The 14,949-nt window shown below is 73.8% G+C and carries 1 protein-coding gene; it reads right to left on the reverse strand.

Going from position 1 to position 14,949, the window contains the following annotated elements; translation table 11 throughout:
• Positions 1 to 14,949: Ig-like domain-containing protein (locus ABZT49_RS33885; protein ID WP_355292961.1), on the reverse strand; the 14,949-nt coding region annotated here is incomplete at both ends.

A 14,949-nucleotide genomic window follows, 5' to 3' on the forward strand; every position in this document is an offset into this window, starting at 1 on the left:
CGGAGACGGTGTAGGCGAACGAGACCGGGCCGTTGAAATCGGCGACCGGCGCGAAGGTCAGCGTGCCGTCGGCATTGAGCGTGACCGTTCCGCCCGCTACCGCGACCGAGCTGCCCACCCCGATTACCCGGCCGTCGATCGCCGTGACCGTCAGCGGGTCACCGTCGACATCGGCGTCATTGGCCAGCACGGCGAGGGTCGCGGGCGTGTCCTCGGCGGTCGCGAAGCCGTCGGCAGCCGCTGCCGGCCCATCATTGACCGGAGCGATGGTGCCGGTGACCGTGGCCGTGGCGCTGCCGCCCCGGCCGTCCGATACCGTGTAGGTGAAGGCGACCGCGCCGTTGGCGTCCGCGGCCGGCGCGAAGGTCAGCGTGCCGTCAGGGTTCAGCGTCACCGCGCCGTTCGCCACCGCGACCGTGCCGCCTGGCGCGACGGCCTCGCCGTCGATCGCCGTGATCGTCAGCGAATCGCCATCCGCGTCGCGGTCGTTGGCGAGAACCGCCAGGGTCGCGGGCGCGTCCTCCGCCGTCGCAAAGGCGTCGGCGGCGGCGACGGGCGCGTCGTTCACCGGGCCGACCGTCACGGTCACCGTGTAGGTGCTCGTCGCCGTCCCGTCCGACACCGCGTAGGTGAAGCGGTCCGTCCCGTTGAAATCCGGGTTCGGCACGTAGGTGAAGCGGCCGTCGGCCGAGACCGTGGCGCGGCCGCTGGCCGGGCCGACGGCGAGCGCGTAGGCGACCGCGTCACCCTCGGCGTCGAAGGCCGGCGGCAGCGTTCCGGAGACCGGCGCGTCCTCCAGCGTCGCCACGGCGAGCGGGGCGGCGACGGGGGCGTCGTTGAGCGGCTGCACGGTGACGGTGACGGTCGCGAGCGCTGTGCCGCCCTGGCCGTCGTCGATGCGGACCTGGAAGGTCTCGACGCCGCTGCCATCCGGGTTCGGCTTGTAGACGAAGGTGCCGTCCGGATCGAGGCGGACGGTCCCGCCCGCCGGCTGCGCCACGAGGGCGAAGGTCAGGGCGTCGCCGTCGAGGTCGGCCGCGACGATCGCGCCGGCCACCGGCTGCTCCTCGGTCGTCGTCAGCGCGAGGTTCTGCGTCGTCGGGGCGTCGTTCACCGGCGCGATCAGGATCGTGGCGGTATCGACATCCGCGAGCGGCCCGCCGGCCCCCCCTGCGCCGTCATCCGCTGTCCGCATCGTCAGCGTGATCGGATCGGTTCCGTTCGCCGGCGGCGTGAAGACCGGAGCCGAGGCGGCGAGGTAGGCGTTGAGGGCGTCGCGCGTGCCCGACAGCGTCAGCACACCGGTGCCGCTGCCCACGACCGCGACGCCGCCCGACGGGACCGCCGCGAGCGCACCGGCATCGACCGTCAGGGTCACCGTGAGGGGGCCGGCATCGGCGTCGGCGATCGACAAGCCGAGCAGCGGGAGCGGCGCGTCCTCCTGCCCGGTGAAGGAGGGCGGCAGCCCGTTGACCGGCGCGTCGTTCACTGGCGTCACGATCCCGGTCACCTGCCCGACCGAGGCGGCGATGCCGTCGGTGAAGGTGTAGGCGAACTGCACCGGGCCGGCGAAGTCCGGCGCCGCCGCGAAGGTGAGCGTGCCGTCCGGGTTCAGCGTCACGGTGCCGCCCGCGACCGCGACCGTACCGCCGGGCGCGACCGCCCGGCCGTCGATGGCGACGATCGCGATCGGGTCGCCGTCGACGTCGCGGTCGTTGGCGAGGACCGGGATCGAGACGATGCCGTCCTCCGCGACCGCGAAGGCGTCGGCGAGCGCCACCGGCGCGTCGTTGACCGGGGCCACCGTGATCGTGACGGCGGCGAGGCTGGTGCCGCCGTTGCCGTCCGAGACCCGGTAGGTGAAGCCGTCGGAGCCGGCGAAGTCGGGGTTCGGCGTGTAGGTGAAGCGGCCGTCCGGCAGGAGCACGATGGTGCCGTTGGCAGGCCCCGTGACAAGCCCGTAGGCGAGAGCGTCGCCGTCGGGATCGATGTCCGGCCCTGCGCCATTGTCCGCCGCGAGGCTGCCGGTCAGCACCCCGTCCTCGGCGACCGCGAAGGCGTCGTCGGCGGCGACCGGGGCCGGGTTGACGATCGTCCAGTCGACGCTGCGGCTCGCGGCGGCGCCGGACGGATCGGTGGCGGTGATCGTCACCCGGTAGGTCGCGCTCCCCGCGGCCCCCGAGGCACCGGGCGCGACCGTGCCGGAGATCGCCCCTGTCGCGGGGTCGATCGCGAGCCCGGGCGGCAGGCCCGTCGCCGCGAAGGCGAGCGCGTCGCCGTCGGCGTCGCGGAAGGCCGCGCCCGCCGCGAGGGCGACCGTTTCCCCGTCGGCGTTCCCGAGCGGCGCGAACGCGTCGGCGTCCGGCGCGTCGTTCAATCCGTCGACCCGTAGGGTGAGCAAAGCCGTCGCGAGGCCGCCGGCGCCGTCCGAGACGGTGTAGCCGACGCTCGTCGCCCGCGACGCGCCCGCCGGGAGGCCGACGAAGTCAGCGCCCGGATCGAAGGCGAAGCCGCCATCCGCCCGGATGGTGAAGGTGCCGCCGGCCGAGCCGGCGACGGCGGCGCCGACCCCGCCCGCGGGCGCGCCCACGCCCACGATCGTCAGGACGTCGCCGTCGACGTCGGTGTCGCGGCCTGCCGGGCCCGAGATTCCCGACCCCAGGATGACGTTGCCGGTGACCGCCGTGTCCTGGTCCGTCGCCGCGGCGTCGTCGGCCGCGACGGGGGCGTCGTTGACCGGGATCACCGTGCCGGTGACGAGTCCGGTCGCCGTGCCGCCGCTTCCGTCCGCCAGCGTGTAGGTGAAGGAGACCGGGCCATCGATATCGGGGGCCGGGGTGAACAGCAGCGTGCCGTCCGCCTGCAGCGCGATCGAACCGGTGCCGATCGCGACGCTCCCGCCGGGGAGGATCGCGACGCCGTCGATCTGCGTCACCGCGAGGGGATCGCCGTCGGCATCGGTGTCGTTGGCGAGCACCCGGATCGTGACGGGCACGTCCTCGGGCGTGACGAAGGCGTCGGCGGCGGCCGCCGGTGCGTCGTTCACCGCGGCGACCGCGACGGTGACCGTGTAGGTCACGGCCGTGGTGCCGTCGCTGATCGTGTAGGTGAAGCTGTCGGGCCCGGAATAGTTCGGCGCCGGGGTGTAGGTGAAGGTGCGGGTGGGATCGATCGCGACCGTGCCGTTCGCCGGCGGCGTCGCGAGGGCGTAGGTCAGGGCGTCGCCGTCGAGGTCGGCGGCGCTCGGCAGGCGGCCGCTCGCCGGCGTGTCCTCGATCGCCGCGAGGGTCGCGCCGCTGCCGACGGGCGCATCGTTGGCGCCCGCGACTGTGACGGTGAGCACCGCGGTCGCGGTGCCGCCCTGGCCGTCGGAGACCGTGTAGGCGATGCTCGAGGTGCGGGTGATCCCGGCCGGCAGGTCGTCGAAGTCGGAGCCGGGCGCGAAGTCGAACGTGCCGTCGGCGCGGATCGTGAACAGGCCGCCGGCCGAGCCGGCGCGCGGGGCGCCGACGCCGGCACCGGCGCCGCCGACCGCGACGACGCTCAAGGAATCGCCGTCCGGGTCGCGGTCGGGGCCGGCGCCATTATCCAAAAGGACCGAGCCGGCGACCGGCACGCCCTGGACCGTCGCGACGGCGTCGGCCTCGGCCACCGGGGCCGGGTTGGCGATCCGCAGGACGAGGGCCTGCGTCGCCGTGGTGCCGGAGGGGTCCCGCACCGTCACCGCGACGGCGTAGACGCCGCCATTGGTCTGCGAGGAGGCAGCGTCGACGGTGCCGGCGATCACCCCGGTGGCGGGATCGATCGCGAGCCCGGCCGGCAGGCCGGCGGCGGCGAACAGCAGGGCGTCGCCGTCGATATCGGTGAAGAAGCCCGAGACGTCGAGGCGGACGGGCTCGCCATCGGCGAAGGCCTGGTCGGGGATCGGCGCCGCGACCGGCGCGTCGTTGACCGGCGCCACGGCGATCGTCACCGCGTAGGTCACGGTGCTGCGGCCGTCGCTCACCGTGTAGGTGAAGCGGTCAGTCCCGGTGAAGTCGGGGTCCGGCGTGTAGGTGAAGGTGCCGTCGGCGCTGACCGCGACCGTGCCGTTCGCTGCTTGCGCGCCCTCGGCGTAGACGAGCGCGTCGCCATCGGCGTCGGTCGCACCCGGCAGGGCTCCCACCAGGGCCCCGTCCTCCGCGGTCGCGACCGCGAGGTCGGCGGCGATCGGCGCGTCGTTGGCGCCGGCGACCGTGACGATGAGCGTCGCCGTCGCGGTGGCGCCGGACGGATCGGCGGCCGTGTAGGTCACGCGCGTCGCGCGGCTCTCGCCCTGCTGCAGGTCCTGGAAGGCCGCGCCCGGATCGAAGTCGTAGGTGCCGTCCGGCCGGATCGTGAAGGTGCCGCCGGCCGAGCCCGCCACGGCGGTCCCGACACCGGCCGGCAGGCCGGCGACCGCCACGACCGTGAGGGCGTCGCCCTCGGGATCGCGGTCGTTCGCCAGCACCGAGGCGCCGCTGAGGATCGGCGCGTCCTCCCCCGTCGCCGCCGCGTCGTCGGCCGCTCCCGGCGCGGTGTTCACCGGCACCACCGCGACCGTCGCAACGGCGGCCTGCGAGACGTTGCCGGCGGTGTCGACAACAGTGAAGGTCAGGGTGCGTGCGCCGGGCGTCGGCGCGTCGCTGAGGTTCTCGTAGCGGATCGCCGCCACGAGCGAGCGCAGGGTGCCGGCGGGCAGAGGCGTCCCGGCGCCGGCGGCGTTCACGACCGTGAGGGCGCCGTTGCCGTCATAGGCGTAAGCCAGCAGGCTGCCGCCGAAGGCGATCGTCCCGCTCGCGGCCGCGTCGCGCCGGATGTCGACGGCGCCGTTGAGATGCAGGATCTCGCTTGCCGCATCGGCCGGCTCGCCGCCGAGCACGACCCGCACCCCGACGGCGTCGTCCTCGGCGTCCGCGAGGCTCACGCCCGGCGCCACCGCGACGGGACCGCCGCCCTCGACGAAGACGACGGCCGCGCCGAGGCCCGGCGTCGCCGGGTCGAGGTCGATCGCCGGCGCGTCGTCGACCGCCACGACCGTGAGGCTCACGGCGGCATCCGCCATGGCGCCGTCCGCGTCGACGATGCCGTAGGTGATCACGGTCGTGCCGTTGAAGTTCGCGGCCGGCGCGAAGGTGAGCGTGCCGTCGGCGTTGAGCGTCACCGTGCCGTCGGCGACGGCCACCGTTCCGCCCGCCGCGATCGGCCGGCCCTCGACCATGGCGATCCGGAGCGCGTCGCCGTCGGGATCGGCATCGGCGCCGGCGGGCCCGCTCGTCGTGCCGAGGCCGGAGATCGGATCGAAGGTGACCGGGACGTCCTCGGTCGTCGTGACGGTGTCGTTGACCGCGACGGGGACCGGGTTGGTGACGGTGAAGGTAAAGCTCGCCTGGGCCGGCGCGGCGCCGCCGTCGGACGCCGTGACCGTGACCGTGTAGGCGCCGCCCCGCGACGCGGACGCGTCGAGGGTGCCGGAGATGACGCCTGCCGGGCTGATGGTCAGGCCGGGGGGCAGGCCGGCCGCCGTGAAGGCAAGGGCGTCGCCGTCGGCATCCGAGAAGAAGTCCGAGACGTCGAACGTCACGGCCTCGCCGTCCGCCCGCACGCGGTCGGGGATCGTGCCGGCGACCGGCGCGTCGTTGACCGGGGCGACCACGATCGCCACCGTCGCGGTGTCGGTGCCGGCGTTGCCGTCGTCGATCGTGTAGGTGAAGGACTCGGTGCCGTTGAAGTCCGGGTTCGGCGTGAAAAGCAGGACCGGGCGCCCGGCCCCTCCGGCGACGAGCTGCACGATGCCGTTGCTCGTCGGGACGGCGGGACCGCCGACGACCAGGGCGACGTTCTCGACGCGGATCACCACGTTGGTGTCGCCGTCCGGATCGACGTCGTTGCCCAGCACGTCGACGAGGACCGGCACGTCCTCGACCGCGTTGATCACGGTGTCGTTCTGGGCCTGCGGCGTCAGGTTGTTCACCGTGTAGGTGAACTGGCTCGACGCCCGGGCGCCCTGGGAATCCTCGGCGGTGACGGTGATCAGGTAGTCGCGGGTGCCGGTCGGCCCCGAGGCGCCGGGGGCGATCGTGCCCGAGATGACGCCGCCCGCCGTGATGCCGAGCCCCGGCGGCAGACCGGTCGCGAAGAAGGTGAGCCGCTCGCCCTCGGGATCGCGGAAATCGCCCGAGACGTCGATGGTGAGCGTATCGCCGTCGTTGCGCACGGCGTCGGCGATCGGCGCCGTCGCGACCGGCGCGTCGTTCACCGCGTTGACCGAGACGTTGACGATCGCGGTCGAGAGGCCGCCCTGGCCGTCGCTGACCCGGTACACCACCGTGTCGACGCCGCTGTAATCGACGTTCGGCGTGTAGCGCAGGGTGCCGTCCGGGTTGATCGCGACCGTGCCGTTGGCCGCCACCGGGGCGAAGGCGGGATCGACGAACAGGGCGTCGCCGTCGACATCGACGTCGTTGCCGACGACGTCGATGTCAACGCTCGTGTCCTCCGGGATCGTCACGGCGTCGTTGACGCCGACCGGAGCCGGGTTGGTGACCGTGAAGGCGAAGCTCGTCGCGGTGGTCGAGGCGCCGTCCGACGCCGTGACGGTGACGGTGTAGACGCCGTCGCCGACGGGCCCGCCCTGGCTGGCGTCGCGGGCGATCGTGCCGGTGACCGCGCCGGTCACGGGATCGATGGCGAGGCCCGGCGGCAGGCCGGTGGCGGTGAAGGCGAGGGTGTCGCCCTCGGCGTCCGCGAAGAACGGCGCGAGGACGAGGGCCTGCGGGCCGAGGCCGTCGCCGTCGGCGCGGATCATCGCCGGGATCGCTGCGGCGGCCGGCGCGTCGTTCACGCCGGTGACCACCACCGTCAGGGTCGCGGTGTCGGCGCCGCCGTCGGTGTCCTGCAGCGCGTAGACGACGCTGGTCGCGCGCGTCTCCCCGGCCCGGAGGTCGGCGAAGTCCGGCCCGGCCGTGAAGGTGAAGGCGCCGTCGGCCGCGAGCGTGAAGCTGCCGCCCGCCGAGCCCCGCACCGTGGCGGGCACGCCGGGCGCGATCGCCACCCCGTCGACGCCGGTGACCGTCAGCGGGTCGCCGTCGTCGTCCTCATCGTTGTCGAGCACGTCGCCCGAGGCCGCTCCCGCGGGCGCCGACACAGTGTCGGAGAAGCCCTTGGGCGGGATGTTGGCGATGAACCAGGTGAAGGCCCGGCTCGTGCTCAGGGTCCCGTCCGAGGCGGTGATCGTCACGCCGTAGACGCCGCCCCCCACGGTCGAGGCGTTCCCGGCGATCGTGCCCGAGACGAGGCCGGTGGCGGGATCGATGGCGAGGCCCTGCGGCAGGCCAGTCGCCGCGAAGGTGAGGGCATCGCCCTCCGGATCCGAGAAGTAGACCGAGAAGTCCTGGGCCTCGCCAAGCACGAGCGCCTGGCCGTCGGTGTCGATCCGGTTGGCGATCGGAGCCGCGACCGGGGCGTCGTTGGCCGCCAGCACCGTGACCCTGACGCTGGCGCTGGCAAAGCCGCCGTTGCCGTCGGCGATCGTGTAGACGATCGTGTCGGTGCCGTTGAAGTCCGGGGCCGGCGTATAGACGAGCGCGCCGCCGTCGATCGCGACGCTGCCGGCGCACGCGGAGGCCGCCACGATGGCGAGCGGGTCGGCATCCGCATCGACGTCGTTGGCCAGCACCGCGATGCGGACGGGCACGTCCTCGGGGGTGGTCGCGGCGTCGTCGAGGGCGACCGGCGCCGGGTTGGTCACCGTGAGGGTGAAGGCCTGGCTCAGGGACTGGCCGCCCGGGTCGGTGGCCGTCACGGTGACGGCGTAGATCCCGCCGCCGACCTGGCTCGCGCCGCCCGCGATGGTGCCGGAGAGGAAACCGATCACAGGGTCGATGGCGAGGCCCTGTGGGAGGCCGGTCGCCGCGAAGGCGAGGCGGTCGCCGTCCGGGTCGCGGAAGAAGTCGGCGAGGTCGTAGGTGAAGGTCTGGCCGTCGGCCCGCACGCGGTCGGGGACCGGGGTGACGATCCGGGGCGCGTCGTTCATTGGCGTGACCGTGACTAGGGCCGTCGCGGTGTCGCGGCCGCCGTTGCCGTCGATGATCGTGTAGGTGAAGGATTCCTGGCCAGTGAAGTCCGGGTTGGGGGTGAAGCGCAGCACCTCGGTCTCGGCGCCGTCGAGGATGAGCTGCACGCTGCCGTTGGCGGTGGCGACCGCCGGACCGTTGAGCACCAGCACGACGTTGTTGACCGCGATCACCCGCTCGGAATCGCCGTCTGGGTCGGTGTCGTTGCTGAGGATCGGGATGATGACGGGAGTGTCCTCGGCCGTCGTCGCCACGTCGTCGCGCGCCTGCGGCGGCAGGTTGAGCACCGTGTAGGCGAAGCTCACGCTGCTCGTCGCGCCGCTCGCGTCCCGCGCCGACACGGTCACCGGGTAGGTCAGGGTCCCGGTCGGGCCCGAGGCGTCGGCCGCCAGCCGGCCGGTGATGCGCCCGGTCGCCGGGTCGAGGCCGAGCCCCGGCGGCAGCCCCGTCGCGGCGAAGATGAGCGCCTCGCCCTCCAGGTCGCTGAAGAACGCGCCCGCGTCGATCGCGTCGACGTCGCCGTCGTTGCGGATGCGGTCGGCGATCGGGGCTGTGACGGGCGCGTCGTTGACCGCCGCCACCGTCACGCTCACCGCGGCGCTCGCGGTGCCGCCGTTGCCGTCCGAGATCGTGTAGACGATCGTGTCGACCCCGTTGAAGTTCGGGGCCGGCGCGTAGGTGATCGCCCCGTCCTGGCCGAGGGTCACCGTGCCGTGTCCGGCGCTGGCGGCGATCACCCGCAGCGGGTCGCCGTCGGGATCGGCATCCGGCACGCCGCCGCTGGCGCTGCCGTCGAGCACGTTGAGGGTGACGGGGGTGTCCTCGAGGGTGGCGGCGGCGTCGTTGCGCGCCGCTGGGGCCGGGTTGGCCACCACCACGGCGTAGCTGTCGCTGGCGGTGCCGCCCTGCCCGTCCGAGGCGGTGACGACGACCGTGTAGGTGCCGTTCCCGTTGGGGCCACGCTGGCTGGCGTCGCGGTCGATGGTGCCCGAGACGAGGCCGTCCGGCGAGATCGTCAGGCCCGGCGGCAGGCCGGTCGCCGTGAAGGTCAGACGGTCGCCGTCGATATCGGCGAAATAAGCGGCGGCGTCGAAGCTGACCGCCTGCCCGTCGGTGCGCATCCGGTCCGGCAGGGGCGTCGTCGCTGCCGGCGCGTCGTTGGCCGGCGCCACGGCGACGACGACGTCGTACTCGGCAAGCCCCCCGCGCCCGTCGCTGACGACGTAGCTGAAGCGGTCGGTGCCGTTGAAATCGGGTGCCGGCTGGTAGGTGAAGGTGCCGTTCGGGTTGATCGTCACGGTGCCGCTCGCCGGCGTCGTGCTGCCGGGCGCGTAGGTGACCGTGTCACCGTCGGCGTCGAAGGCGGCCGGCAGGGCGGCGGTCAGCGCCGTGTCCTCGCCGGTGGCGTAGGCGGCATCCGCTGCGACCGGCGGGTCGTTGACCGGAGCGAGCACGCCGGTGACCGCGGCGCTCGCCGTGCCGCCCTGCCCGTCCGACACCGTGTAGGTGAACGAGACCGGGCCGTTGAAGTCCGTGATGGGCACGAAGGTCAGGGTGCCGTCGGGGTTGAGCGTGACGCGGCCGGCCGCGACCGCGACCGTGCCGCCGGGGACGATGCCGGTGCCGTCGATCGCCGTGATCGTCAGCGGGTCGCCGTCGCGGTCGCCGTCGTTGCCCAGCACCGCGATCGTGACGGGAGTGTCCTCGGTGCCGGCGAAGCTGTCGGAAAGCGCCGTGGGTGCGTCCTCGACCGGCGTCACCAGGCCCGAGACGGTGGCGCTGTCGCTGCCGCCGTTGCCGTCCGAGAGCGAGTAGGTGAACGAGACCGGGCCGTTGAAGTCGGGGAGCGGCACGAAGGTGAGTGTGCCGTCGGCATTGAGCGTCACCGCGCCGCCGGCGACCACGATGGTGCCGCCCGGCGCGATGAAGGCGCCGTTGATCTGGATCAGGCCGAGGGTGTCGCCGTCGACATCGCTGTCGTTCCCCCGCACGTCGAAGGTGACGGCGCCGTCCTCCGGCACGCTGAAGCTGTCGTCGCCGAGCACCGGCGCGTCGTTGACCGGCGCGAGGGCGCCGGTGACGGTCGCCGTCGCGACGCCGCCGCGCCCGTCCGAGACGGTGTAGGTGAAGGAGACCGGGCCGTTGAGGTTCTGGGCCGGCACGAAGGCGAGGGTCCCGTCGGGGTTCAGCGTCACGGCGCCGCCCGCCACCGCGACCGTGCCGCCGGGCACGATGCCGGTGCCGTCGATGGCGACGATGGTCAGCGGGTCGCCGTCGGCGTCGCGGTCGTTCGCCAGCACCGCGATCAGCGCCGGCGTGTCCTCGGTGCCGGTGAAGCTGTCGGCGAGCGCCACCGGCGGGTCCTGGACCGGCGTCACCACTCCGCTCACCGTCGTGGTGGCGCTGCCGCCCTGCCCGTCCGAGACGGTGTAGGTGAACGAGACCGGCCCGTTGAAGTCGAGCTGAGGCACGAAGCCGAGCGTGCCGTCGGGGTTGAGCGTGATCGCGCCCCCCGCCACCGCGACCGTCGTGCCGGCGGTGATCGCCCGGCCGTCGATGGCGGTGATGGTCAGCGGGTCGGCGTCGACGTCGATGTCGTTCGTCAGCACCGTGAGGGTCGCGGGCGTGTCCTCGGCGGTGATGAAGCCGTCGGCGGCCGGCACCGGGACGTCGTTGACCGGCGTGATGGTGCCGCTGACGGTGGCCGTGGCGCTGCCGCCTTGCCCGTCCGATACCGTGTAGCTGAACGAGACCGCGCCGTTGGCGTTCGGGGCGGGCGTGAAGGTCAGCGTGCCGTCGCCGTTCAGGGTCACGGCGCCGTTCGCCACCGCGACCGTGAGGCCGGGCGCGATGGCCTGCCCGTCGATCGCCGTGACCGTCAGCGGAGCCCCCTCGGCATCGGTGTCGTTCAGGCGCGGATCGACGGTCACCGGCTGATCCTCGCGGGTCGCGATCCCGTCGGCCTGCGCGACCGGCGCGTCGTTGGTGCCGGTCACGACCACGGTCGCGGCGCCGGTGGCGGTGCCGCCCTGGCCGTCGGAGAGCGTGTAGGTCGCCTGCGTCACCCGGGTCTCGCCCGCCGCGAGGTCGACGAAGTCGGTGCCGGGCTCGAAGCCGAAGCTGCCATCCTGGGCGATCGTGAAGCGGCCGCCCGCCGAGCCCGCGACCGGCACGCCGACGAGGCCGGCGGCGCCGTTGACGGCGGCGACCGCGAGGGCGTCGCCGTCCGGGTCGAGATCCGGGCCGGCGCCGTTATCCGCCAGCACCGAGCCGCCGACCGGCGTGTTCTGGTCGGTCGCGAAGGAATCGTCCCGGGCGACCGGCGCCGGGTTCGCCACCGCGAGGGCGAAGGTGCGACTGGTGCTCAGGCCGAGGCGGTCCGTGGCGGTAACCGTGACCGCGTAGGGGCTGCCCGCGCTGGCACCGGCCGCGAGGGTGCCGCTGACGAGGCCCGTCGCGGAATCGATGGTCAGGCCCGCCGGCAGGCCGGCGGCGGTGAAGCGTAACGAGTCGCCGGCATCCGGGTCAGCGAAGCTGCCCGCGAGGGCCAGCGCGAAGGTCGCGCCGTCCTGGGCGGCCTGGTCCGGAATCGTCGCCGAGACCGGCGCGTCGTTGCGGCCGGTGACCGTGACGGTGAAGCTCGCGTCCGACACCGCCCCCGAGGGGTCGGCGATGCGGTAGGTGATGGAGGTCGCGCGGGTCTGCCCCTCGGCGAGGTCGGCGAAGGCGCCGGCCGGGTCGAAGGTCGCGCTGCCGTCGGCGGCGACGACGAAGCGCCCCCCGGCCGATCCCGCCACGAGGGCGCCGACCTGCCCAGCCGCCCCGTTCACCGCGACGATCGCCAGCGGGTCGCCGTCCGCGTCGGCATCGTTGGCGAGCAGGCTCGCGGCGACCGGGGTGTTCGCGTCGGTGGCGGCGGCATCGGGCGCGGCGACCGGCGTGTCGTTGACCGGCGCGACCGACACCGTGACCGTGTACTCGCGCGTTACCGTGCCGTCGTCGACCGTGTAGGTGAAGCTGTCGAGGCCGCCGGCATTGGCCTCCGGCACGTACAGGAAGGTGCCGTCGGGACGGATGTCGACCCGGCCGCTCGCCGGCTGGCGGCTGCCCGGCCCGTAGGTCACGACGTCGCCGTCGACGTCGCTCGCGGCCGGCAGCCGGCCCTGGAGCGGCGTGTCCTCGACTGTCGCGACCGCGGCATCCGCCGCCACCGGGGCGTCGTTGACCGGCGTCACCCTGATGGTACGCGTGTCGGTGTCGATGAGCGCGCCACCCGCACCCGTATTGCCGCGGTCGTCCGTCACCATCGTCAGGGTGACGGGGCCGTTGAAATCGGGTGTCGGCGCGAAGACCGGGGCGGCGGGCCCGGCGAGATAGGCATTGATCGCCGCGACGGTGCCGGTGAGGACGAGGCGGCCGCCGCCCGAACCCGCGACCGCGACGTCGGCGGTCCCGGTCGCCGCCAGGATGCCGCGATCGACCGCGAGCGTGACGGTGACGGGACCCGGGCCGGCATCGATGTCGGCGATCGCGAGGCCGGTGAGTTGCGCGGGCGTGTCCTCGGCCGTGCCGAAGGAGGCCGGCAGGGTGTTGACCGGCGCGTCGTTCACCGGGGTGAGGTTAAGCGTCACCGTGTTCGGGGTCGGGTCGGTATCCTGGCCGCCATTGGCGACCCCGCCGTTGTCGCGCACCCGGAAAGTGAAGGTCGTGACGCCGCTGACATCCGCGATCGGCGTGAAGGTGAGGAGTCCGAGATCGGCGGCGGTGATCACTTGGCCCGCCGCGACCGCGACGCCGCCGAGGGCCAGGGTGCCGCCCGCCGGCAGCGTGTCGACGATCACCGCCTCAAGGGCATTGGCCGGATCGTCGGCGGGATCGGTGAGGCCGAAATCCAGGGCCGAGAAGGTGTAGGTCGTATCCTCGGCGAGCGTGATGCTGCGGTCGGCGCCCGCGGGCGCGTCGTTCACCGGCGTGATCAGGATCGTCGCGGTGTCGATGTCGGTCAGCGCCATGCCGCCGGTATTGCCGTTGTCGCTGGTCGCCATCGTCAGGGTGACGCTGGCGGTGGCGTTGGCGGCGGGGGTGAAGACCGGGGCCGAGGACCCGGAGAGATAGACGTTGAGCGCGGCGATCGTGCCGTCGAGGGTGAGCGTGCCGGTGCCCGCACCCGAGACCGCGACGCCGGCCGCCGAGGCGGCACCGAGCGCGCCCGAATTCACGCTCAGGCTGACGCGGACGATTCCCGTGCCGGCATCCGCATCGGCGACCGCGAGGCCGGCGAGGACGAGGCCGGTATCCTCGCGCGTCGAGAAGGCGGTCGGCAGGGTGTTGACCGGTGGGGTGTTGACCGCCGCGACCGCGACCCGGACCGTCCCGGTCTCGAAGACGCCGCCCGCGCTCACCGTGTAGGTGAAGGTCGACATGCCGTTGAAGTCGGTCGCCGGGCCGAAGACCAGCACGCCCTGCGGCGTCAGCGTGACGGTGCCGTTCGCGACCGCGACGGCCGGGCCACCGGCGGCGATGGCGGTGCCGTTCACCGCCGTGACGGCGCGGCCGACATCCTCGAAGGTGTCGTTGGCAAAGACCGGGATCGCGACCGGCGCATCCTCGTCGGTCACCGCCGCGTCGTCGGCGATGTCGACGACCGGCGCCACGGTGAGCGCCACCGCGCCGCTCGCGGCGAGCGCCCCGTCTGAGACCTGGAGCGTGAGCTGGGCCGGGCCGTTATAGTCCGGGTTCGGCCCATAGGACGCGCCGTCGAGGGCCGCGTTGATCGCCGCGGCCGTGCCGCTGAAAGTCGTGGCGGTATCCGCCGTGCCGTCGCCGGCGGCGAAGGTCAGGCCCGTGATCCCGGCAAGCGAGAAGGTGCCGCCGGTGACCGCGATCGAGACGGTGAGGACGCCGCTGTCGATATCGGCCACCGCGAGCGCGTTGCCGCCGGCGGTGGAGAAGACCCGCGTGGTGTCCTCCGCCGTAACCTGCGCCCCCGGGATGGTGACGACGGGGGCGTCGTTCACCGGCGTGACGATCACCGTCACGGTCGCGGTCTCGGTCACGCCGCCGGCGGTCACCGTGTAGGTGAAGCTCGTGACGCCGTTGAAGTCCGGCGGCGGCGCGTAGACGATCGTGCCGTCCGCCGAGGCGGCGACGCTGCCCTGGCCGGCGGGTGGCTGGGTCACGGCGGTCAGGGTCCGGCCCGGATCGGAAAAGCCGTCGGCGGTGGCGCCGTTCGTGCCGAGGATGAGGTTCGCACCGACCGCCGTGTCCTCGCGGGTCGTCAGGGTGTCGGCCGTGATGTCGGCGACCGGCGTCACCTGGATGGCGATCGTGTCGGTGTCGGTCGCCGTGCCGTCGCTCGTCGCCACCGTGAGCTGGGCGGCGCCGTTGAAGTCGGGCGCGCCCTGGTAGGTCAGGCCGGCGAGCGCCGCATTGACCTGCGCCGCGCTGCCCGAGACGACGATTCTCGCGCTGCCGTTGCCGTTGATCGTCGCCCCGCCCCCCGCGGCGACCGTCGCCGTCCCGCCCGTGACGATAAGCGTGGTGGTGAGCGCGTCGCCGTCGACATCCGCCACGCGGACGGAGCTGCCGTTGACGAAGGCGAGCGGCGCATCTTCGGCGACGACCTGGGCGCCCGGCAGGGTGTTGACCGGCGCGTCGTTGACGGGGGTGACGGTGACGGCGACCGTGGCGGTCTCGGTCACGCCCCCTGAGGTCACCGTGTAGGTGAAGCTCGTCGCGCCGGTATAGTCCGCGGTCGGCGCGTAGGTCAGCGTGCCGTCGGCGTTGAGCCGCACGCTGCCGTTGGCCACCGCGACCGCCGCGCCGCCGGGGCTGATGGCGGCACCGTTGACGGCCG

This window comes from Methylobacterium sp. EM32, from assembly GCF_040593685.1.
Classification (GTDB): domain Bacteria; phylum Pseudomonadota; class Alphaproteobacteria; order Rhizobiales; family Beijerinckiaceae; genus Methylobacterium.